Genomic DNA, 22,888 nt, shown 5'->3' with positions numbered 1-22,888 from the left:
GCCGAAGCTGGTTTTTAAGTTGATTATTTTCTTGTCACGTATTTCTTAACTCATTCACAATTAATGTTTTGATTTTTAATCGTTCTTTTTTTAATTTGGTAATAATATTATCTGATAAGTAGTGTTGATAAGCATCAACAATTTTTTCACTTAGTTCTTTATGTCTTGACTGCAAATGTTGTAAATTCATTAAAACTCCTTCAATTAATATGTTGTATATTTAACTATAGAATTTGTTACTAAATTTACATCTCCTTTTCTATGGATTTATTAGATCCACATCTTTAAATTACTCCTAAAATATATAAAAAAGAAGGGGTAATTTGTAACAAATTTGTAAAAATTGAAGTCAATCAATCACTTAACGGATTTGCTCAATAATAGTGCATAAAAATAAGTTCAATATTTGTTAAATTTTTTCCACATTATCTGTGGATAAAATTGTGTATAAACCCAAAAAATTAGTTTACATCCCCTTTTTTTTGTAGTGATTTATAAAATTGATTAATTTTTAATCAAAAAAAAATATAATAAAATCAATTACTTATTATTAAGTCCTTGATTTATATATGCTGTGAGTCATTAAAAATAGGAAAAAATAGGTTGATTATCAAAGGTGTGTATAAGTCAATCCCTTTTTTTGATTTTTTTTTCTTATCAAAACTAGTTTTTTCTAAAAAGGGGTTGTCAAAATTTAATAAATATGTGTATTATTTTTGTAGTTTTTGGGAGAGAAAAATGAAACTTTTAAAAGAAATGAAAGATGTCTTGATCGCATCAGGTATTTTGTTGTCGATCATGATCGGTCTTTTAATTTTTACTCAAGTATATTTTTAGTAAATTTACATAAATTTTAATTAAACTAATTAAAACCTAGTTTAATCATTACCCTTTTCGTGATAAAGTTTGCACTCTTAATTTAAATTTTTAAGGGTACATAAAATATGTTGCGATATCTAGTAGTTGTTGCTTTAACCAGTCTATCTGCCTGTTCCTTTGTGGAACAAAAACCAGGCTCAGAAAATGTCACTGTAACTGATAAGGATACTGTTGTGAGCTGTCAATCCAAAGGCAAGTCTCGCGTCACTGTATTATCTGAAATTGGATTTGCTGACTTAATGGATGAGTATGTCGCAGAAAAACTCGACATGATGGGTAAAAATGCTGCAGTGGACCAGGGCGGTGACACGATTGTGAAAATTGAAGAACCTGAACCAGGCATCGCCGTATACGGTATCTATAAGTGTAAATAACTATGAAGGCCTTAGTCAAAACAAAAGCTGAAGAAGGTATATGGCTTCAGGATATGCCGGAACCCGAATGTGGTAATAATGATGTCATTGTAAAAATTCACAAGACCGCTATCTGCGGAACCGATATTCATATCTATAACTGGGACGAGTGGGCTCAAAAAACCATCCCCGTTCCGATGATCACTGGTCATGAATATGCTGGAGAAATTGTTGAAGTAGGTCAAAATGTCACCGACTTATCTGTGGGCGATATTGTTTCTGGTGAGGGCCATATTACTTGTGGACGCTGTCGAAATTGTCTAGCCGGCAGGATTCATCTTTGTCCTAACACCATTGGTGTAGGCGTGAATCGTACCGGAGCATTTGCAGAATACGTGTCTATTCCAGCCAAAAATATTTTTAAACCGAGTCGTGAAATTTCGACAGATCTTCTATCTGTGTTTGATCCATACGGCAATGCAGTTCACACCGCCCTATCCTTTAATATGGTGGGTGAGGACGTTTTAATTACTGGGGCAGGTCCCATTGGTAGCATGGCTGCCCTTGTTGCCAAACATGCCGGTGCTAGAAATATCGTGATTACGGACATGAATCAGTTCCGTCTCGATCTCATTAAAAAAATACTGCCAGAAGTGATTACCATCAATGTATCTAAAGAGAAAATTACAAGAGAGATGATGGCAAAACTCGGTATCTTCGAAGGTTTTGATGTTGGTTTAGAGATGTCAGGCTCTCCACAAGCTTTCAGTGGGATGCTAGATCTCATGATTAATGGCGGTAATATTGCAATGCTAGCGATCATGCCAGCGGGGTCAGGAATTGACTGGGATATGGTAGTTTTTAAAGGTTTAACCATTAAAGGGATTTACGGCCGAGAAATCTTTGAGACCTGGTACAAAGGTTCTATGATGGTGCAATCAGGCTTACCCTTAGAAAAAATTATTACCCACCGCTTCTCATATGAAGAGTTTCAAGAGGGTTTCGATGTCATGCGCTCGGGAAATTCTGGAAAAGTTATCTTAAACTGGATATAAGTTATGAGTTTCGAAATACTAAAAAAATCTTTTCAAACTGATCTGCAAGATATTAAAGACGCGGGTTTATGGAAAAACGAACGCTTTATCGATTCGGATCAGAAAAGTAAAATTACACTTCAAGATGGATCCTCCGTCATTAATATGTGTGCGAATAACTATCTTGGATTGGCCAATAATCAAGAGATTATTCTGGCAGCTAAAGAAAGCTTAGATCGCTGGGGATTTGGTGTAGCTTCAGTCAGATTTATTTGTGGGACACAAACACTTCATAAAAAATTAGAAGAAGAAGTATCAAAATTTCTTGGCACTGACGATACTATTCTGTATGCGGCCTGTTTTGATGCGAATGCTGGTTTATTTGAAACCATACTAAATAATGAAGATGCGATCATTTCTGACGAATTAAATCATGCCTCGATTATCGATGGAGTTCGATTGTGTAAAGCTCAACGTTATCGCTATAAAAATAATGATATGCATGACCTAAGAGCAAAGCTAGAAGAAGCGAAAAATAATAAAGCACGACGAATTTTAATTACTACCGACGGTGTATTTTCAATGGATGGTACGATTGCTAAACTTGATCAAATTTGTGATCTTGCTGATGAATTTGGTGCCATGGTTCATCATGATGACTGTCACGCTACTGGTTTTATGGGAAAATATGGTAAAGGTGTTCATGAATACCGTAATGTCATGGATCGAGTTGACATCATTACCAGCACCTTTGGCAAAGCACTTGGTGGTGCATCAGGCGGATTTACATCCGGTCGATCAGAAATTATCGATATGTTAAGACAGCGATCTAGACCCTACCTCTTTTCTAATTCTCTTGCGCCAAACATATGCGCTGCCTCATTAAAAGTATTTGAAATGCTGAATCAATCTACTGAGTTAAGAGATAAGTTAGAAAAAAATACGCTTTATTTTAGAAAAGGGATGCAAGAGAATGGTTTTAATGTCGATGATGGTGACCATCCAATTGTGCCAATCATGCTTGGAGATGCCGTGCTTGCTCAAAAAATGAGTCAAGAGTTACTAAAACTTGGTGTCTATGCGATTGGTTTCTTTTATCCCGTCGTTCCACAAGGCAAAGCTAGGATTCGGACTCAGATTTCAGCTGCTCATAGTTTCGAAGACTTAGATCACGCTATCACTGCTTTTAGTAAGGCCAGAGAAGCAGTTTCTTAAAAAAATTTTTAAAAAAATTGGATTTACTGTTGATTTTTTAAATGCGAATCATTATCATTAACATTAAGGTTAACAAATCAATCTAAATACAAATGACAGATTTCGAAAAATATTTAAAAAACCACCAACAAAAACAAAAAACTAGTAAAAGTGTTTACTACGTTGGAATTTTATCTTTAATTGCACTTCTAGCGATTGTAGTAAATTCTGCTTCACTGATCTAGCTAGCTCTTACTGTTTCACCACATTCTTTGAGAGAGTCACTTCTCGTGTAAAAGAGATCAAACCTAAAATGAGTGCGCTCATTGCCCCAATAAATAAAAAAGCAATAAATTGATCAAAGTTAAATTGTATTTCTGTACCAATAAATATTGAAGCAATAACAATACAGGTCAACAATGCTGATAAGGTAGTGAGTGCAATAGCCCAATGGGTCCATTTAGCTCTTAACCGCAGTAAATTTATTTCCAATAAGTCATCATTACTTAATTTTGATCGAACCTCGTTCAATACTCGAAAGCGATCAATAATCCGAGCTAACCGGTTAGTCATGACAGTTAAGGTTGCCCCAATTGCGGTGAGAAGAAAAGCTGGTGCTACCGCAAGCTGTATAGCGCTTGCAACTTCCATGAGTTGATTCATATGCTAAATAGATAAAGTAATTAATAAATCACATCATAATATAAAAAATTGAAGTGATAATACATATTGTAAAAATATTTATCATAAAACCTACCTTGACCATATCCATCACCTTAATTTTTTCTGTAGCAAAAATAACAGCATTTGGAGGCGTCGCAATTGGTAACATAAAAGCACAGCTGGCGGCCATCACCACAGCCATACCAATGATGTTTACCGGAAGGTCCATATCGATAGCTATAGCTCCAATAATTGGCAGAAATGATATCGATAAAGCCGTATTAGACAAAACTTCAGTTAAAAAAACAGTTGCAAAAATCAAAGCAAAAATAATGTAAAGTACGGAAAAATTATGAAGAAACGTAAATTGAGATCCAAGCCAGTCCCCTAAGCCACTGACCATGATTGCTTTTGCTAACGCCAAACCACCTCCAAAAAGAATCAACAAACCCCATGGCAATTCTTTCATTTGTTTCCACTGCAATAAATCATTTTTTTTATTTGAAGATGGAATTAAAAAAAATAAAAAAGCTGATGTAATGGCAATACCAGGATCAGTCAAATTAGACAAAAAATTAAATTGATTTAAGTTTCCACGAAACACCCATGCAGCGATCGTTAAGATAAAAACCAATAGCACCTTTATTTCATCGCTGCTTATTGGGGGTAATTTTTCTAGAGAAATACTTTGCCAACTGGCTTGATCAATATTTTTATTTTTTTTTATCAAATAAAAGAAGATAAAAAAGGAGAGAAGTAATATGACTGCTGATACAGGCAAGGCTATTCTCATCCACTCCAAGAAAGAAATCTGTATATTAAAATTTTCATGCATAAAGCCAACAAAAAAAACATTTGGGGCTGTGCCAATGATGGTGCTCATTCCTCCGATACTTGCTGAATAGGCAATGCTTAATAACAGTAAAATTTCAAATTGAGAATTCTCTACTTTTATCTCTTTACAGACCTGAATAGCAATAGGAAGAAGCATTAGGGCTGTGGCTGTGTTGATTATCCACATACTTGTAAAATAAGACACCAACATAAAACATGCCAAAATACTAAACATGCTTCGCCCAAATTTTGTAATCATGTGATAAGCGAATCGTTTATGTAGGCCAGACATTTCTATTGCAATAGCCAGCATAAACCCCCCTAAAAATAAAAAAATACTTGGATTTGCATAAGGAGCTGCTACATCTTGAAAATTCTGATTAGTCAACAAAGGTAGCAAAATTAAGGGGAGTAAAGCAGTAACATAAATGGGGATAACTTCAAAAAACCACCAAACAATCATCAGTAATACGATTGATAAAACTGTCCAAGCTTCAGAATTTATAGATGTCTGAGTATTGCTGAAAGATAAGATTAGAAAAATTAATACACCAAACCAAAAACCATATTTTTTGAAGGCTTGGTTTGACTGGGTCATTAAAAAAATTAAGGATTAGATACTTTTGAATTGCATGAGGATATTTTTGGCAAGGGATGCATTGATTGCATTCCAATCCATCAGGTTGCCGTTATCTTTTTGATACCCTTTAATTTTATCTCGATCATAAAAATCTAAATTGATAAAACGCATGGACCAGGCTGAAAATTCTCTTATATCAATATCTTTCTCTGAGATTAAATTTACATTGAAGTGTCGAGGATCCTTCTCAATTTTTTTATAAAGATTTTTAAGATCTTTTTTTTCACCCTCAAGCACCTGACAAAATGATCCTTGATCGTAGAGTAATAAACCCGTAATACTGTGATCAGAGTTATGTCGCATACTTTCAAACATTATGGACTGAAGGTCATCCTTAGTCATCCTATTGGCAGCGGTACTCACATATATTAATTCAAACATTCCAAATCTCCCTTTTGGAAAAATATATTTATATACGTAGTCAAAATATCACAGAAAAATTAAGGTTGCAATAATTAATTTTCTGTGGATAACTTTGTGGATAAATAAAATAATGATAAAATTTCAAATCTAAAGATTTAAAATAGTAAATCATGAATTATAAATAATTATTAAAAAACAATAACTTATTAATCTATATTTAACAATATAACAAGCAAAGAGTTAAAAAAGAAGTTATATTTTTTAATTTAAAAAATTATTTTTTTGTGGATAAGTCATAGGATAACTTAGTTTCATCTACTCCTGTGACTTCTTTAAAGCTTGATCAATATCGGCAATAATATCCTCTATGTGTTCAATACCCACAGAAATTCTGACCATATCTTCTGAGACACCTGCGCTTTTTAACTCCTCAGGGTTAAGTTGTCGATGCGTGGTCGTTGCAGGATGACATGCCAATGATTTTGCATCCCCAATATTTACTAATCGAAGAATCATCTGTAAGGCATCAATAAATTTTGCACCAGCCTCTCTCCCCCCTTTGACGCCAAAGCTGATAATGCCAGATGCCTTTCCTTTCGAGATTTTTTTACAAACATCATGATACTTATCTGTCGGAAGTCCTGCATAGTTAACCCAATTGACACTTGAATGACTTTTTAAATATTCAGCTAATGTTTGAGCATTTTCGCAGTGTCTTTCAATCCTCAATCCCAAAGTTTCTAAGCCCTGAAGAATCTGAAATGCACTAAAGGCTGCTAGTGCTGATCCAGTATTTCTTAATGGCACAACTCGACATCTTCCAATATATGCTGCAGGGCCTAAGGCCTCAGTATAAACAACCCCATGATACGAAGGATCAGGCTCGTTCAACATTGGAAATCTTTCTTTATTATTTGCCCAATCAAATTTTCCTGAATCCACAATAATTCCACCTACCGTTGTTCCATGACCACCTATATATTTTGTTAATGAATGAACAACGATATCTGCACCAAAATCTATGGGTCTGCATAAGTAAGGAGTCGGGACGGTATTATCTACAATTAAAGGTATTCCGTGCTTATGAGCAATTTTTGCCAAGGTCTCAATATCAACCACATTGCCTAGTGGATTACCAATGGATTCACAATAAATGGCCTTTGTTTTCTCATCAATAGATTGTTCAATCAAGCCAAAATCAGAAGCATCAATCATCTTCACATCAATCCCCTGCTGAGGAAATGTGTGTGCAAATAAATTAAATGTTCCACCATACAACTGGTTTGTACTAATAATGTTATCTCCAGCTCTGGTGATACATTGTATTGAATAAGTAATAGCTGCCATCCCTGAAGCCAAGGCTAGTGCACCAATGCCTCCCTCCATCTCTGTAATTCTTTGCTCTAAAACGGCATTGGTTGGATTCATAATTCTTGAATAAATATTACCTTCAACTTTTAAATCAAAGAGGTCGGCTCCATGTTGCGTGTTATCAAATGTAAATGAAGTGGTTTGATAGATTGGCGTTGTAGCTGATTTGGTTGTAGATTCTGATGTATACCCTGAGTGCAGAGCTATGCTTTCTAAGTTCATGACTATCCTTAAATTGTTTGTTTAACACCATTTTAGGATTATAAAAATAAAATTCAAATTTTTTTAAAACGATTAAAGTTAGAAATCATTTTTTTAAATATAATTTATAACAAACCAGATAGAAAAATATTAATAAATGAACTAGCACAACACAGCCAAAGAAAAAAGACATGGATAAGGGTGAGTTGAATAAATTAATCCATACTAAAAAAATAAGCACATGAAGAATCAAGAATTTATAAGTCAATCTATTTATAAAATGAGTGCTATAAAATTTTCCTAAAATAGGATAATTGAGTATTTTTATAATTGCATGCAAAGCCCATATAATCGTCATTATTTGAATTAACTTGATTGCTTCATAATAATCCGGATTAAAAAATTTCATAACGATATCTTTAGCAAAAAAAATAACAATAAAAGCGGTTATCAAATACAGCAGAATGAAAAATAAAACCGTAGGTAAGGTTTTATTAAAACTACTCTCCTTAGAATATATTCTGACCGACTGTGCAATGACATTGGTTAAAGCCCCTCCCATTCGATAAATCTGATCACCTAGGTTAAAAATTGCCATGGCCACTGGTCCACCTACAACAGCAAGACCAAACCCCCATAAGGTATTAATTTGATTATTAGTCACTGCATTTAATAAATAAGGGAAGCTTGATCGAAGAACCAGCATGAATTGTTTTTGATTGAAATTTATCCAGGAGTAGGAATGTCGCACAATCATACATACATATGCATACACCGTAATTGCTCCCATATTAATTCCTTGCGCTAAGAAAGACCAATAAGCTGATGAATTATCGTTTACCAATAAATATATAACGAGCAAATAAACTAGTCGTGATACAAACGTTGGCAAAATCATGGTTTGTGGAATTTTGTTGACTTGAAAAAACCACAAAGGGTATGCCCCACCTATTAAGATGCTTGGAATAATACAAATCCAAAATAACAAAGGAAAGTTTAGAAAATCTACCTGAATTAAAAAAAGGATAATGAATAAACAAATGGTGGCTACACTTAACCTTAGAGTTAACAGCAGACTGATAAATCTATTCTTATCTTGCAGTGTTTTGGCTTTGCTCCAATTTTCTATACTGAAGTGCTGAACCCCCCAGTCACTTAAGACCCAAGATAATTGCACCAGCACAAAACCTATGGCCACTTGACCAAAAATAAAAAAATCCAATCGTGAAGCTAAAATAGGAATCGCAATAAGAATGGAGAGTTGATTAGTGAGGATAATTGATCCCCGACTGAGAGCATGCTTAAGAATATTAATAAACATCAGACACTAATTATTAATATTGAATACAAATTTTACCAAAATGTTGGTTCGATTCTTGATATTTAAAAGCATCAATTAAACTATCAAAAGGAAAGACTTTGTCAATAACAGGTTTAAATTGATGCTGATTGATTGCGTTAATCATATTTAGTTGATGCTGGCGGCTACCAACGAGAACTCCCTGAATTTTAATCTGTTTTAAAAGCAAATTGATCATATCTAATTTTCCATCAAGACCACTCAAAATCCCAATAAAAGAAATATGGCCATTCACCTTACAAGCCGTCAAGGAATGATTTATAGTATTAGGACCACCAACATCGACAACATAATCGACTCCTTGGCCATTAGTAAAATCTAAAACTGCCGCACCCCATTCAGATGTTTTTTTGTAGTTAATACAATGATCAGCACCAAGCTCATACAGTCGTTTTATTTTGTCATCGCTAGAGCTGATTGCAATAACCCTTGCTCCAATCATCTTCACAAATTGAAGAGCGAAAATAGATACCCCGCCGGTCCCTTGAATAAGAATAGTGTCACTCTTTGTAATTTGAACGTCTTCAAACAAGGCACGCCAAGCAGTTAAAGCTGCTGTGGTTAATGTAGAAGACTCCAGATGTGTCCAGAGTTTAGGAGCTTTGGTCACAAAATTTTCTTCCACCACAACATGATCACGCGCATAGCCATCAACACCATCCCCAGGTACTGTTTTGAAATTTGAATAGATTGACTCGTCTTTGTCCCAAAAAGGGAAAAAGGTACTGACCACATGATCTCCTACCTTAAAATCTTTTACATTTTCACCAATGGCAATAATTTCACCGGCTCCATCGGACATTGGAATTCTGTCCTCAGCTGGTCCCCACATTCCGGATACAACAGCATAATCATGATAATTTAATGATGAAGCTTTAATTTGGACTAGAATTTGGTTTTCATTAATGGCTGGAATGTCGTCTGTTGAAATAAATACCGAATCAAAACCACCGCCCTTTTTTATTCGTAAAATTCTTGACTGCATTTATCGTCCAGGAAAATCAAAGTAAACTAGATTATAAACTCAAAACTTTTACTTATAATTTTATTCAAGGATTTTCTATTTAAAATTCGAATCATTACTGAAAGGGAAAAAAATTTGAAAATAATTAGCTTATTTTTAACCTACTCACTACTCTTTTTATCACTGCCTTCATTTCCAATAGAGAATGAAGGGGGTATTAAAGTCACAAAATTGATTGAAACAGACTCGAGTTGGGAAAAAACAAAAATCTTTTACCCGAAGGGTGATACAAAAATTACTGCTCTGCTCGTTGAAATGCAGCCTAAATCAAAAATGCAAATGCACCACCATGAGGTGCCATCATTTGGTTATATATTAGAAGGAACAATTCGTGTTCAGAGTGAATCAGATGATATAAAGACATTTTCTAAAGGTGATGTGGTTATAGAGATGATTAACAAAAAACATTCTGGATTCAATCCAGGAGACACCGTTACAAAATTTATTGTTTTTTATATGGGTACTGAAAATTTAAAAAACACAATCATAGAAGAATAAAGGTTATATTAGATTTATGAAAAATGTATATGTGATTAGTCTTTTTTTCATTCTATTCTCTTGTTCTGATTCAAATATTAATTGGTCAAGTTATGGAAATGACCTACAAAATCAACGATTTTCAGAGATTGATGAAATAAATATCAGAAATGTTGATCGCTTAAAACTTGTATGGCTAAAAAGAACAGGAATAAATTCTACATTTCAAGCAACACCAATTACGGATGATGGCGTTATGTATGTATCTCTTCCTTTCAATCATATAATTGCCATAGATATATTGTCTGGAGAAGAGCTCTGGAGATATAAACACACCAAAAAAGAAAACTGGCCAATGTGTTGTGGTCCAGCCAATAAAGGTTTAGCAATTCACAAAAACTCTCTTTACATGGGGACTATTGACTCAAGATTAATTTCTATAAATAAATTTAATGGAGAAAAAATATGGGATATAGATGTAGTTGATTCAATTGTAAATTCAGAATCACTTAATCAGCTCGGTAAAAACAATAATCTAAAACATAATTTTATGAGTGGTGGTACTGGAGTTGGAATAAATATGGCTCCTGTAATTTATAAAGATAAAGTCATCATTGGAATTACTGGGGTAGGATATGGTTTGCATGTTGATGAAGATAAAGATGCACCTCTAGGATCAGTGATTGGTATTGAAGGTTTGTTTGGAAGGCCAGGATTCTTAGCTGCATTCGATATTAGTAATGGTAGCAAAAAGTGGCACTTTAATACCATTCCAGATGAAGGCTGGGAAGGTGATATGCAAAATACTACCAAAGATGGAATATCTTTACAGAGAAATATTGCAAAAGAAAAGCAAACAATCGTTAAATATCCTCAAGCTGCAAAATTTGGAGGAGGATCAGCATGGACAACGCCAGCCATTGATGTTAAAAATAATTTACTATATTTTGGTACTGGCAATCCATCACCCCAAATGAATGGTGAAAGTCGTCCAGGCGATAATTTATATACAGTTTCATTGGTTGCTCTAGATGCTTTAACAGGCGAAAAAAAATGGCATTACCAACAAGTTCCTCATGATTTATGGGGCTATGATGTAGCGTCACCACCATTGATTTTTGATAAATTAATTCGAGGACAAAAAACTAGAGTCGTTGGTCAAGCTTCAAAAACCGGTTGGTTTTATATTCATGATGCTAAGAATGGTGATTTAATTCAAAAATCAGAACCCTTTGTACCTCAAAAAAACTTATTTAAAAATCCTACAGAAGATGGAATTGAAATTTACCCTGGACTTCTTGGTGGATCAAACTGGTCCCCAGTAAGTTACTCAAGAAATAATAAACTAGCTATAATTTCTGGAATTCATGCCCCAATAAAATATCAACTTCATAAAAAAAATACCGTTAATGATCTTGAATATACAAGTTCAGAAGCGATATCAGATTTACAATATGGCATTCTTTCTGCAATTGACACTGAAACTGGTCAGAAGAGATGGGACTACAAAACAAATGAACCTCTTATTGGTGGAAGTTTAAGCACAAGAGGAAACGTTACATTTTTTGGAGAAGGTAATGGTACTTTTAATGCAGTAAATTCACTGACTGGTAAAAAATTATGGTCTTATAAATTTGAGGCAGGAGTAAATGCCCCGCCTATTTCTTTTAAATATAGAGGAAAACAGTATATCGCTGTTGTTGCAGGTGGAAATAAAATTATGGGTTTTCCTCAAGGCGATTACATCGCACTCTTCGCTCTAGATAAAAATTAAATTGGTGGAGCTGGGGAGCAATCAGCCGTCCTCTCCGCAGGCTCATTGGTATCTATAATAATACTCAAATTACTAGAAATATTTCATTTTTACTGCACCACTCTCTATCATCCTATATTTCAAACCACTGCAAATTGACATACAAATTGAGTGGTAAATTAGAATTTATACTGTAATCCAAACATAATGTTTACAACTAATGCTAAAGTTAATTATATGAAAAATAAAACTTACGCAAAAATTGAAAATAAAGATAATTTAGAATTGATTATTACGGAACTTCCCGATATACATGACAATGAAGTTTCAATTAAAGTCATCAACTGTGGAATATGTCATAGTGACATAAGCGCAATAGATAATGCTTGGAATCTTTCTAAATTTCCTCTTGTTGCAGGTCATGAGATAATTGGTGAAGTCATCAGCATAGGTAAAAATGTAAAAAACCATAATGTTGGAGACATAGTTGGACTGGGTTGGCACTCTGGATATTGTCATAATTGTGAATATTGTAAAAATGACGATTTCAATTTCTGTGTAAAAACAAAAAAAACTATTTATAGCCAAACTGGTGGATTTGCTGAATTTGTAAATGCTGATTCAACAGCTGTTATCCCTATACCAAAAGGAATGGATTTAGATAAAATTGGGCCATTATTATGTGGAGGGATAACAGTTTTTACTCCAATCATCGAATTTAATATAAAAAAAAATGACAAGGTTGGAGTAATTGGAATTGGAGGCTTGGGACATTTAGCGATTAAATTCCTCAAAGCAATTGGTTGCGATGTAACTGCCTTTTCCTCATCTCCCGAAAAGAAAAATGGAATACTTTTGATGGGGGCAAATGAAGTAATTCAATCTAATGATAATGAAACTTTAAAAAAATATAATGATAGATTTGATTTCATCATATCTACAGTAAATCACAAACTTAATTGGAATCGATATCTTGAATGCCTAAAGCCTAGAGGTAGACTCCATATGGTTGGAGCAACATTGGATACTTTAGATGTAAGTGTTTTCAATCTCATGAAAGGACGTAAATCAATTTCAGGATCACCTGTAGGGAGTCCAAAGAATATTGTCAAAATGCTGGATTTTGTAAAAAAACATCAAACTTATCCAGATGTTGAAATTTTCCGTTTTGATTCGATAAATGAAGCAATTTCAAAATTGAGAAAAAATGAGATTAGATTTAGGGCTGTAGTTAAATGGTAGCAAAAGTTATATTTGCTTTTTTGATGTCTTTTGCAACAGCATCACTAGTCACCATTGCGCATATTTTTTACAAAGACATTGGCTACGAATTAATTTTTGATACATACATATATGCTATGAAAATATCTTGGCCTGTGGTGTTTATTAGCATTATCTTAATAGCACCTATATTACAAAGATTTACACACAAACTAACTTCATAATCAAACTATTTTTATATGGTGGAGCTGGGGGGAATAAATAACCTCTCAAAATCCCTGTAATTAATAGTTCCAGGCTTCATACTACAACGAGTATATCAAAATTGCTACCCAACCCAGTTTAATGTTATCTAAAAGTCTTTGATAAATTTGCTGAATCAAAAAACCTTGAAGTTTTATATTTACCAACAGGACATGGAATGATAATTAAGCCATAGAAGCTTTTTAATTAAGAATGATTTACTTTTATTGATACAAATATTCTTTAATTGAATCTAATCTTTCTTTTTCCAAATAAAAATTGCCATGATCATCATAATCAATACTTTTAATAAATTTTTCAAACTTAATTATGTTCTTAATTTTCTTATATCTACATACCTTAAGTAGTGCATTATATAAAAGTTCTGAATTAGGAAATTGATATATGAAGGATGATAACTTTCTATGAAATGAATTAGCATTTTTTTTACTTAATAAGATCTTCGTATTAATCTTTTTACATATTATTGTATTAAATAATTCCTTAAAATCTGATCCAATAATTGCATTACATTGGATAATTTGATCCGTTGTTAGCTCATTTCTCCACTCTTTATTGAGGCCTTTTCTAAAATGCATTGCATCTTTTTTTGGTGCAAGATCTATATTATTATGTTGTACAACTTGGTGAAAATTTAATATATTTTTAAAATACTGATCAGGGTATGATTTAAGTTCATCAAATCTCATTAAATTTATTTTTTTACTATTTAAATAATATTCATACAACCATGACTTTATGAGATTGGCTATTATTGGAAAATAAGATTTTATTAGATGATCTATTTTTTTCTTTTTATTCCATGAATAGTATTCTTTCGGGTGAAAGTAAATCTTTGAAAAATAGTCCCAATTGTGGTGTTTTTCACAATGATAATACCATGATACTAACGCATCTTTTGGATCTCTTAAGAGCACAGTTATTTTATCAAAGCCTGTTTGCTCTAACACCATTTTATTGTTCTTAGATGGACCCATATGTGCCATTACGACATTATTAAAACGATATTTTTTCAATACATTTGGTCTTAAAACAGTTGAATAAACATCAGAATAAGCATATATGCCGTGATTAAAATCTTGGCCAGCACAATGTAATGAGAAATTTTTCATTTTTGCAAAATTTGGAACTTTAAAATTTGTTAGTTGTGCTAACTTATTCCATGTATATATTGTTCCACTTTTCGGAACTGAAACAATAAATATTGATTTTTTTCTATAAAGATTATTGAAGAATTTCATTTTTTTAATTATTGGTAAAATTTCATAAACTACAAAATTATTGACTTTAACGATTTATAAATCATTTAATTAATAACAATGGTGGAGCTGGGGGGAATCGAACCCCCGTCCGCGAGTCCTCTGCAGATAGTTCTACATACTTAGCTTATTATTTAATTTAATTAACACTTCAGTAACAAGCAACCAAATATATTAACGAGTCACCTTAAATTTAAGAAACTACTAAGTAACCCAATAATTTCCGAGCCTCTCTATATGACGCTGTAGCCTGAGCGAGTGGCATATCAGGACAGCGTTTAGCTGGATTAAGCAGCTAAAGCGTAGTTATCGTCGTTTGCGATTACTAATTTTCTAGCTTTTTTTACGAGGGCACTAGGCCTCGGTATGCCCTATTCTGTTTTGTAACCCACGTCGAAACCGGGTCAGCCCCAAAACAATTCTTTTAGAAATATAACTTTACCATTTTTTTTGCAAATTTAATGCTTTCAGAAATTCCCCTATCTTCAGGATAGTAAAATGAGGTATCGCCAATGAAAAGATTATCAATATTATCGACCTTGAAATTAGGCAGCATATTTTTAAAATTCTTTTCACAAACAGGCTGTGCAGATTTGTATCTGTTTACTTTTACATCAAGAATTAGTTGATCAGAAAAATTTGGGTTAATTAATTTCAAAAATTTATTTGTTCTTTTTATAAAAAATTCATCTTTTTTATCAAATAACATATTTGTTATTGGCATGTAATAAGGAATGTAGAGTATTCCATGCTTTAGTGGATTTAAATTTGAATATTCAATTACACCAGGGATATCCATTTTTGAATCATTTATATTTAACCAAAATGAGTCACTAAATTTTCCCTTTATTTTATAGATTAAACAAACAACACCTACATTTTGTATTGATTGTATTTTTTTATAATAATTTGTAGGCAAACCATGAAAAATTTTGCTAACAAAGGGGGTTGGAATGGTGCTAATAACCTGATCAAAATTGAATTTTTGACCATCAAAAAGTTGAATGTGCTTCACAGTGTTGTTATTTACAAGAACCTCTTTGACCGGAGATGATTTGTAAATACGAACATTACTATTTTTTAAATTTTTCTCAATAGCATCTAAAAAAAGCTGTGATGATCCTTCAAGATAACTTAGCTTTTCTTTTAAAAAAATATCTCGTGATTTAGCTACACGCTTTATTCTTGATTGAATCCAAGCCGCACTAAGATTATCTTTTAGTTCATAAAATTTATAATCTAATAAGGATTTCCAAAAAAGACTATAACTTTTAGGTCCTAACCATTTTTTTAACCATGAAATTGCATCAATTTTGTCTAATTGTTTCCAATTAGCAAGATTAGTAGAGTAAAAAATGTGGAAGATATATCTAAATTTGTCTAAAAAATTAATGTAAGGAAACTTAAGTAGAGAAAAGACACTTCCCCATGGGAATAATTTTCCATTAATAAAAAAACTCATCTTGGTATTTCGCCAAACTAATTTATCATAAATACCAAGCTCTTTTAAGTATTGGAAATAATCTGTATCTGATGTGGTATGAAAATGATAAAACCTTTCAATTTTAAGATCACCAAATTCAAAAACCGAGGTCATACCTCCAAGCCTATCATCTGCCTCAAAAATTGAAATATCATAACCAAGTTTTTTTAATTCGTAAGCAAAGGCTAAACCCATTGGACCACCTCCAAGAATTGCAATTGAATTATTATTTCTCATAGCCTTTTCTTTAGAAATGGAAAAAAATTAAGAATAATATTTATAAGGAACCAAATTGATGGGATCGAATAGACAGAGTCAATTCGAAACATTTTTCTATAAATCCCTATTGTTATTAGACGAATACTTACAATTGCAAACTTTTGTTTAAAATTTTTGGTTAACTTGCTATTGAAAGGCCCTAATCTATAAATTAAATAAGATAAATATGGATTTGAAGTTGAAGTTCTAATTAGATAATTTTCAACAAAAAATTTTGAAAGGCCATAAGTATAGTTTGATTTTTTTATGAATTGTGATGCCACACTGGATGCAAATATTATCTTAATTGGCCTGTGGCTCTTAAGAGAAAATGTGTTACAGATATCAATAATATTAGAAGGAACAATTAAATTGGTATTGATAAGTTCATCGTTAGATAAATTTTCATCAGAAGATCCATTAAAAATAAAAACCATATCAATATTCTTATTAGATAAAACTTTTCTTAATAAGGTTGTAAAGTTATTAGAAAAATAGTTTTTAATACAGTAATCAACATACAAAGACTTTTTTGCTCTGGAGATGCCTGAAATATTTAAACCATAATCTTTATGGTTTAAATAAACTCTTAAATCACGAGCAAGCTCTGAGTTTGATCCAATAAACAATAAGTTTTTCAAAATAACCTCTCATACATCAATGAATATGAATTTTTGTCCTTATGCTTTAAAAAATTCTGGATTGTTTTTTTTCCATAGATTTTGTAAAAGTTTGATTTTGTCATCAAAGCGTCTTTTGCAGGATAAATTCTTCCATTATTGTCAGCAATATAGTCCTGAATTACTTTTATTGATTGAACTGAGGGTTTTGAATTAACAAAATCTAAGGCTACGGTAATGTGATGGCTTTTAACAAATCCCAGCATCCCTGGACTATCAAGACTTCCAAAGCATTTTATTGTTGTTAAAAAAGAATTTTGCTTTAAATTTTTAAAAAAATTTAAAATATAGTCAATGTGAAATTCAGCCGTATCTTTAGGGAATGAAAATTGCAACTGATAAAAACCATTTGGTCCATACATGTAATTCCAATTTTTAATACTGTCTAGCGGGAAGTGGTATTTAAAAAAGCTTGAGGTAATATTTTTTTTGAAAAAACATAGATTATAAAAGTATAGATAATTAAATAATATGATTAATGGCTTAAATAATATATTAAATCTCAAACCAGGAAAACTAAACAAATATTTATTAATCTTATTTTTTTTTACTCTTTTTTTAACATTTGAAAAATTAGCAAACTCCAATATCCCTCTATTTTTTTTTGAGGTAACATCAAGCCAGCCAACGATATAATTGAATTTTTTATATTTACTACTTAAAACAATAAATTCACCAATAGAATAAAAAGGCAGATTCTTAATGTTAACAAAATCTGAATAATGTTTAACCAATCTTAATGTGGCTTCTATTATTATGCCAGTTAAACCCAAACCCCCTATAGTTGCATAAAATAAATCTTTATTAGCTGTCTTCGAACATGAGTAAATTTTACCATCTGACCTTAATATCTTTATTGACTCAATATGATTTCCGAATGAACCAGAATAATGATGATTTTTTCCATGTATATCATTTGCAATTGCCCCACCAACTGTAATGAATTTTGTACCAGGAACAACAGGTAGCGTTAAATCTGAGTCAGTTAAATATTCAAAAATCATTGACAGCATTACTCCAGATTGAACATTTAGCAATTTCTTCTTTTTGTTTAATTTAAGGATTTTATTATTATTGCTTGTATCAACATACAATCCTTTATCTGTAAGACAGACATCACCATAACTTCTGCCATTTCCAAATGTTGTATATTGGTCAATTTTATAAACTTTCTTAGTAAAATTTTTATCTAAATAAGTAAAGTTACTTAAAGTATTCTTATTTAAATTTCCCCATGATTTAAAAAAATTTTTCATAAGATATTTGACAAATACACAAAAGAAATAAATAAAGCGCCCAATAATATACTTCGATTATCAAAAATTGAAGCTGAAAATGGATCAAAAAAATTTACATTATTTAACATTTTTCTATAAATATAAAAATTCCATAAGAAAATAGAAAAACATGACAGTAGTAAGAATACTAAATTAGGTTCAATTGATTCATCTCTAATTCCATACATAAAAAAACACAAAGAAGTTATTGTGAGTGAAAAAAAATAACCAAGTCGAAGCCTGGAAAAATCAGATTTAACATAAGGTCTATTTTTGGAATCATTAATATCTGCTCTATTTTTTACTTCAGCTAATCTTTTTATAATTGCTAAATTTAAAAAAAATGGAAAAAAGAAAATAATGAGCCAATGTGAGTAATATTCAATACCAACAATTGATATACCAATGATTATCCTAAAGATATAAAAACTGCTTAGAACTACCAAATCGATGATAGGAAATTTTTTTAAAAATAATGTGTAGATCAAAGCTGTAAATAAATAAGATAAAACCAGAATGAAAAAATTTAAATTAAATAAGTAGGCTGTTATGGTTGAAATTAAAAATAATAACAAAAAAATAATCTTGGATAAATTTAATGAAATCAAGCCAGAGGGGATGACCCTATTTTTATTTGCAGGATGCTTTAAATCATCCTCTAAATCAAATATGTCATTTAAAATATAATTTGATGAACATGCTAAGGAAAAAATTACAAAACCTAATAATAATTGAAAATAATTTTCTGAGTTAAAGCCCTCAAATGACAGAAACAATGGGAAAAAAATTAAAATATTTTTTAACCACTGTTGCAAGCGAAGTAATTTATAAAAATTAATCATTAATAACATTTAAATTAAATACCTTGTGAAGACCCATCTTAACTATTGAAGAACTTCTAACAATCAACGGATTGCTTGAAACTTTCCATATAAAAAGATCAGAGAAAGAATTCCCAATGTATGAAAAATTTCCTAATGGGCAAATATCAAGTATATGATCTCTTTTTAATCGACCTGTCAGATTGATATTTTTTGTAGATCCAGAATAAGAATCAAATATATTTAAATGATTAAATATGAATTTTACAATTTGTTCACATGAGCCTGAGTATAAGTGAAGTGAGTATCCATTTTGCTTCTTTTTTTTTAAATAATTGATGAGATTCATATTAAAAGTAACTTGATTTATATCAAAACCTAAATAGCTAAATAATTTTATTTTAACAGCTGATCTTTTATAAAATATGAAAAGTAGAGCTAATTTATAAAAATTAAAATAATTTTTTTTTATAAATGATTTAATCTGAAGTTTAAAGCAATCCTCATAGATTAATGTGCCATCAAGATCGACAAAAATATGTTTATTTTTCTTCATATGACAGATTGAAAATGAACACAAATAAAGCAAAAATAAGCTGCAAAAAACCAAACATAAAAGATACGGTAAAACTTTGATTAATATCAATAAATAAAAAAGAAAATAAATAAATTGATACGCCCTCTCGTAAACCCCAACCTGCAAAAGATATAGGTAATGATCCAAAAAAAAGAATTAGTGGAATAATTAAAATTTTATCCCATGTGACATCAAAGTTGAGTAAATATAGAGTAAATAAAAATATTAAAATGTTAAAAAATTTACTGATTATGCTAGAAACAACGATATTAAAATTATTTTTAGAAAAAATTAAATGATTAAGGTCGTAATTAAGCTTCAAAAAAAAGTTAACGACTTTATTTTTAACCTGAACATTTATAAGAAATATTATTAAACTTATTATAAATATTAAAAAAATAGCTAGAGACATAAAGAAAAATAAGTCATTGATTTTTCCAAGATAAAGGCTTGATAGCATTGTGATGAAAATTAAAAAATACAATCCAAAAAAACGATCGAGTGTTACCGCATATATTGAATTCATTATTTTATTTTTGAATTGTTTTAATATGTATATTCTGTATCCATCGCCACCAATTGACGTAGGAAGTATTTGATTTAAGGCAAAACCATAAAAGGTCGCATAATATATCTTTTTTTTTGATTGTTTGATGTGAAGATTTTTATTTAAGTAATGCCACCTTAATGCCAAAAAGTAGAGATGGCAAATTATTGAAACAAAAATAGGAATTAAGAATAGATAATTAAGATTATTTAGCATTTCTCTTATGCTAAACATATTTAATTGCATTGAGCATACATAGAGAGCAAGAGCCGTTATTAAAATTTTAATAACTTTATTCATATAATCTAAATCTGTAATTAGACAATTCTAAGATATCAAAATTATCTTTATCAACATAACCACAAAGTGTTGATTTTTTTTTCGTATCATTTATGTTTGTAAAATAGCCTATTTCTTTTGTATTGTTGCTGATTTTAATGAATGACTTACCAGAAAAATCTGAAGGGATTTTTGTATTAAAACTTATATAAACCTTAGAATATCTTTCTGCATTTATACTAGGCTCGATTTCATATTCAGTTTCACCATTAAAGTCTATCGAAGTTAATGAATTTTCTTTATCTAAAATAAAGTGGTTAAATTTTGCAAATATATAATATTCATTATTTAATGATTCATCAAAAATATTTCTCACATGATTCTCTGATGGATGTAATTTTTCATATGAAAGCAATCTCTTATTTAAAAAAGGCTCTATGAAAGCACACTCCTTCTCTTTAACTTTAGTATATTTATTTGTGAAAGATGTTGCATGATAACCACAAAAGAGGATAAGAAGTAGAAAATACAATTTGCCATTGATATATTTTTTTAAGTAACTAAAGCACAATAAAAAAGTAGATATAAAAAAATAAACAGAAATTGTTGAGTATCTCCCTGAATAAGCAGCTTTGATTCCCTCATCATCAACTCGGCCAAAGCCAATTAAAATTGCTGTACATGCAAGATAAATACTAAAGATAATTATCGATACAAAACAAATATTATCTATATTTTTTTTTGTTTTAAAAGTCAAAAAAGATTTAGAGATTAATACGATACACATTAAAGCTATCAATGCAGCTGCAAACATTGAAAGTGTACTTTTGCCAAGCAAAAACCCAACAACACTGCCTAAAAGAATCGTAGAAAAAATTATAGCTTTTAATAATTTAATAAATATTAAAGAAAAATCTACATGAATTTCTTGACTTGATTGCAATCCAAAAAAATATAAACAAACAATTAAAGCTGTATAAATTATGAGAGGATAAAAATAATACTTGTTAATTTTTTTTATATCGTATAACGAAATAAAAATCAGTATAAATGCTGATAAAAGAGCATTTGCCATTCCGCCAAGAGTTAAGAATAAAAATAAATAAAAAACAGGTAGTAATCGATTCCTATTCTGATAATTGATTAAAAAATGTAACAAAAATAGTATTAAAGGGAAAATTTGAGTGTATATCATCTGAGCTTGAACATCCCAGGTAAAATTTGCTTTCTGCGACCAAAATAAAATAAGAACAATTATAATTGGTGAATTTTTTAATAAATCATAATTACCTAATGAATACATTTTTTTAAAAAAATATAAAAAAATATATAGACTAAAAAATACAAAGAAATTATTTAAAAGAATTAATCCGTAAGGATGACCATTTGTGAGTAAAAAATTAAAAAAATAAAATATTCTAGCCGTATAAATTAAATGTTCATTATGAAAGCTAATCCAGCTGTCTAAATCATTTTTTTTATTTAAAAAAGAATAAATCTGATCCCAGCTGTCTTGTATAGGTATTGGAGATAAGTTTAAAAAAATTCCAGTTAGATAACTAATAAGAAAAAATATGACAATGAATATATTTACTTTATTTTGCATTAGCTGACTTAAGAATTCTAGATTTTTCCCTATTCCAATCTTTTTCTTTTTCAGTTTGGCGTTTATCATACTGCTTCTTACCTTTTGCCAAACCAACTTGAACCTTTATTTTTCCTCTTGAAAAATGAAAGTCTAATGGGACAAGTGTAAAACCAGAGCGCTCTACTTTACCAATGAGCTTGACGATCTCTTGACCTTTTAAAAGAAGCTTTCGAGTGCGAATAGCATCTGGTCTAATATGGGTTGAGGCTGCTCCAAGAGGGGTAATATGACAACCTAATAAATAGATTTCACCTCTTTGAATAATGACATAGGACTCTTTAATATTAATTCGATTGTCTCGAATAGCTTTAACTTCCCAGCCTTCTAGCACAATACCCGCCTCATACTTTTCTTCAATAAAGTAGTCATGGAAAGCTTTTTTATTGGTAATAATAGTCAAAATCAGGTTGAAAGTAATTTAAAATAGC

The 22,888-nt window shown here is 31.0% G+C and carries 23 protein-coding genes and 1 other RNA gene; 7 read left to right on the top strand and 17 right to left on the bottom strand.

Features of this window, described 5'->3' with window-relative positions; genetic code table 11:
• Window positions 1-34: 34 nt before the first annotated feature.
• Entirely contained in the window at window positions 35-190 is a 156-nt protein-coding gene (locus QFA95_RS02700; RefSeq protein WP_486463297.1) for a hypothetical protein, read from the bottom strand.
• A 754-nt stretch (window positions 191-944) separates the two neighbouring features.
• On the opposite strand from QFA95_RS02700, the gene QFA95_RS02695 reads away from it, so the two are divergent.
• Genes QFA95_RS02695 through QFA95_RS02685 form a run of 3 tightly spaced genes read left to right on the top strand, consistent with a single transcriptional unit; the run spans window position 945 to window position 3,481 of the window.
• On the top strand, window positions 945-1,253 hold the full coding sequence (locus QFA95_RS02695) for a DUF4156 domain-containing protein (RefSeq protein ID WP_486463296.1): 309 nt from the start codon (window positions 945-947) through the stop codon (window positions 1,251-1,253).
• 2 nt (window positions 1,254-1,255) lie between these two features.
• Complete coding sequence (tdh, locus tag QFA95_RS02690) at window positions 1,256-2,287, top strand: L-threonine 3-dehydrogenase (protein WP_486463295.1); 1,032 nt, start codon at window positions 1,256-1,258, stop codon at window positions 2,285-2,287.
• Window positions 2,288-2,290: 3 nt separating this feature from the next.
• Window positions 2,291-3,481: a glycine C-acetyltransferase gene (locus QFA95_RS02685; protein ID WP_486463294.1), complete on the top strand. Its 1,191-nt coding sequence runs from the start codon at window positions 2,291-2,293 to the stop codon at window positions 3,479-3,481.
• Window positions 3,482-3,712: 231 nt separating this feature from the next.
• Here the strand turns inward: QFA95_RS02685 and QFA95_RS02680 are convergent, their stop codons facing one another.
• The 6 genes from QFA95_RS02680 to QFA95_RS02655 all read right to left on the bottom strand — a co-directional run bounded on the left by QFA95_RS02680 (window position 3,713) and on the right by QFA95_RS02655 (window position 9,877).
• Window positions 3,713-4,123, bottom strand: coding sequence for a DUF2721 domain-containing protein (locus QFA95_RS02680; RefSeq protein WP_486463293.1), 411 nt, complete (start codon window positions 4,121-4,123; stop codon window positions 3,713-3,715).
• Between the two features lie 28 nt (window positions 4,124-4,151).
• The gene (locus tag QFA95_RS02675; RefSeq protein ID WP_486463292.1) at window positions 4,152-5,555 is read right to left on the bottom strand and encodes an SLC13 family permease; all 1,404 of its coding nucleotides are present in this window, start codon (window positions 5,553-5,555) and stop codon (window positions 4,152-4,154) included.
• A gap of 15 nt (window positions 5,556-5,570) precedes the next feature.
• Entirely contained in the window at window positions 5,571-5,978 is a 408-nt protein-coding gene (locus QFA95_RS02670; protein WP_486463291.1) for a BLUF domain-containing protein, read from the bottom strand.
• 297 nt (window positions 5,979-6,275) lie between these two features.
• Window positions 6,276-7,553, bottom strand: coding sequence for an O-acetylhomoserine aminocarboxypropyltransferase/cysteine synthase family protein (locus tag QFA95_RS02665; protein WP_486463290.1), 1,278 nt, complete (start codon window positions 7,551-7,553; stop codon window positions 6,276-6,278).
• Between the two features lie 85 nt (window positions 7,554-7,638).
• Entirely contained in the window at window positions 7,639-8,853 is a 1,215-nt protein-coding gene (locus QFA95_RS02660) for an oligosaccharide flippase family protein (protein ID WP_486463289.1), read from the bottom strand.
• A 13-nt stretch (window positions 8,854-8,866) separates the two neighbouring features.
• Window positions 8,867-9,877, bottom strand: a complete 1,011-nt coding sequence (locus QFA95_RS02655) for a zinc-dependent alcohol dehydrogenase family protein (protein ID WP_486463288.1) — start codon at window positions 9,875-9,877, stop codon at window positions 8,867-8,869.
• A gap of 114 nt (window positions 9,878-9,991) precedes the next feature.
• Here QFA95_RS02655 and QFA95_RS02650 point away from each other — a divergent pair, with 114 nt between their 5' ends.
• The 4 genes from QFA95_RS02650 (at window position 9,992) to QFA95_RS02635 (ending at window position 13,591) form a co-directional block, all read left to right on the top strand.
• Window positions 9,992-10,414, top strand: a complete 423-nt coding sequence (locus QFA95_RS02650) for a cupin domain-containing protein (RefSeq protein WP_486463287.1) — start codon at window positions 9,992-9,994, stop codon at window positions 10,412-10,414.
• A 16-nt stretch (window positions 10,415-10,430) separates the two neighbouring features.
• A complete protein-coding gene (locus QFA95_RS02645) occupies window positions 10,431-12,167 on the top strand; it encodes an outer membrane protein assembly factor BamB family protein (protein ID WP_486463286.1) in 1,737 nt (578 codons plus the stop codon).
• 216 nt (window positions 12,168-12,383) lie between these two features.
• A complete protein-coding gene (locus tag QFA95_RS02640) occupies window positions 12,384-13,388 on the top strand; it encodes an NAD(P)-dependent alcohol dehydrogenase (protein ID WP_486463285.1) in 1,005 nt (334 codons plus the stop codon).
• Complete coding sequence (locus tag QFA95_RS02635; protein ID WP_486463284.1) at window positions 13,382-13,591, top strand: DUF2798 domain-containing protein; 210 nt, start codon at window positions 13,382-13,384, stop codon at window positions 13,589-13,591. The genes QFA95_RS02640 and QFA95_RS02635 overlap by 7 nt, the downstream gene beginning before the upstream one ends.
• Before the next feature lie 243 nt (window positions 13,592-13,834).
• Here QFA95_RS02635 and QFA95_RS02630 read toward each other — a convergent pair whose 3' ends face one another.
• From QFA95_RS02630 to smpB, 10 genes are all read right to left on the bottom strand, one after another.
• Complete coding sequence (locus QFA95_RS02630; RefSeq protein ID WP_486463283.1) at window positions 13,835-14,872, bottom strand: sulfotransferase domain-containing protein; 1,038 nt, start codon at window positions 14,870-14,872, stop codon at window positions 13,835-13,837.
• Between the two features lie 79 nt (window positions 14,873-14,951).
• Window positions 14,952-15,302, bottom strand: a transfer-messenger RNA (tmRNA) gene (ssrA, locus tag QFA95_RS02625).
• A gap of 12 nt (window positions 15,303-15,314) precedes the next feature.
• Entirely contained in the window at window positions 15,315-16,610 is a 1,296-nt protein-coding gene (locus QFA95_RS02620) for an NAD(P)/FAD-dependent oxidoreductase (RefSeq protein WP_486463282.1), read from the bottom strand.
• Window positions 16,607-17,272, bottom strand: a complete 666-nt coding sequence (locus QFA95_RS02615; RefSeq protein ID WP_486463281.1) for a hypothetical protein — start codon at window positions 17,270-17,272, stop codon at window positions 16,607-16,609. Before QFA95_RS02615 ends, QFA95_RS02620 begins: the two co-directional genes overlap by 4 nt.
• The gene (locus tag QFA95_RS02610; RefSeq protein ID WP_486463280.1) at window positions 17,269-18,567 is read right to left on the bottom strand and encodes an FAD-binding protein; all 1,299 of its coding nucleotides are present in this window, start codon (window positions 18,565-18,567) and stop codon (window positions 17,269-17,271) included. The genes QFA95_RS02615 and QFA95_RS02610 overlap by 4 nt, the downstream gene beginning before the upstream one ends.
• Window positions 18,564-19,439 (bottom strand): UbiA family prenyltransferase, encoded by an 876-nt coding sequence (locus QFA95_RS02605; RefSeq protein WP_486463279.1) that lies wholly within the window; start codon window positions 19,437-19,439, stop codon window positions 18,564-18,566. The genes QFA95_RS02610 and QFA95_RS02605 overlap by 4 nt, the downstream gene beginning before the upstream one ends.
• Window positions 19,423-19,965, bottom strand: a complete 543-nt coding sequence (locus QFA95_RS02600) for a hypothetical protein (RefSeq protein WP_486463278.1) — start codon at window positions 19,963-19,965, stop codon at window positions 19,423-19,425. The genes QFA95_RS02605 and QFA95_RS02600 overlap by 17 nt, the downstream gene beginning before the upstream one ends.
• Entirely contained in the window at window positions 19,952-20,833 is an 882-nt protein-coding gene (locus tag QFA95_RS02595) for a lysylphosphatidylglycerol synthase transmembrane domain-containing protein (RefSeq protein WP_486463277.1), read from the bottom strand. The genes QFA95_RS02600 and QFA95_RS02595 overlap by 14 nt, the downstream gene beginning before the upstream one ends.
• On the bottom strand, window positions 20,826-22,418 hold the full coding sequence (locus QFA95_RS02590) for a hypothetical protein (protein WP_486463276.1): 1,593 nt from the start codon (window positions 22,416-22,418) through the stop codon (window positions 20,826-20,828). Before QFA95_RS02590 ends, QFA95_RS02595 begins: the two co-directional genes overlap by 8 nt.
• Entirely contained in the window at window positions 22,408-22,860 is a 453-nt protein-coding gene (gene smpB / locus QFA95_RS02585; RefSeq protein WP_486463275.1) for an SsrA-binding protein SmpB, read from the bottom strand. The genes QFA95_RS02590 and smpB overlap by 11 nt, the downstream gene beginning before the upstream one ends.
• Window positions 22,861-22,888: the final 28 nt, after the last annotated feature.

This window comes from Candidatus Methylolitoribacter marinus (assembly GCF_051853155.1).
Lineage (GTDB): Bacteria > Pseudomonadota > Gammaproteobacteria > Burkholderiales > Methylophilaceae > BACL14.
Note: the sequence above shows the minus strand (reverse complement) of the source record. Positions and strands in the feature narration are given on the sequence as shown.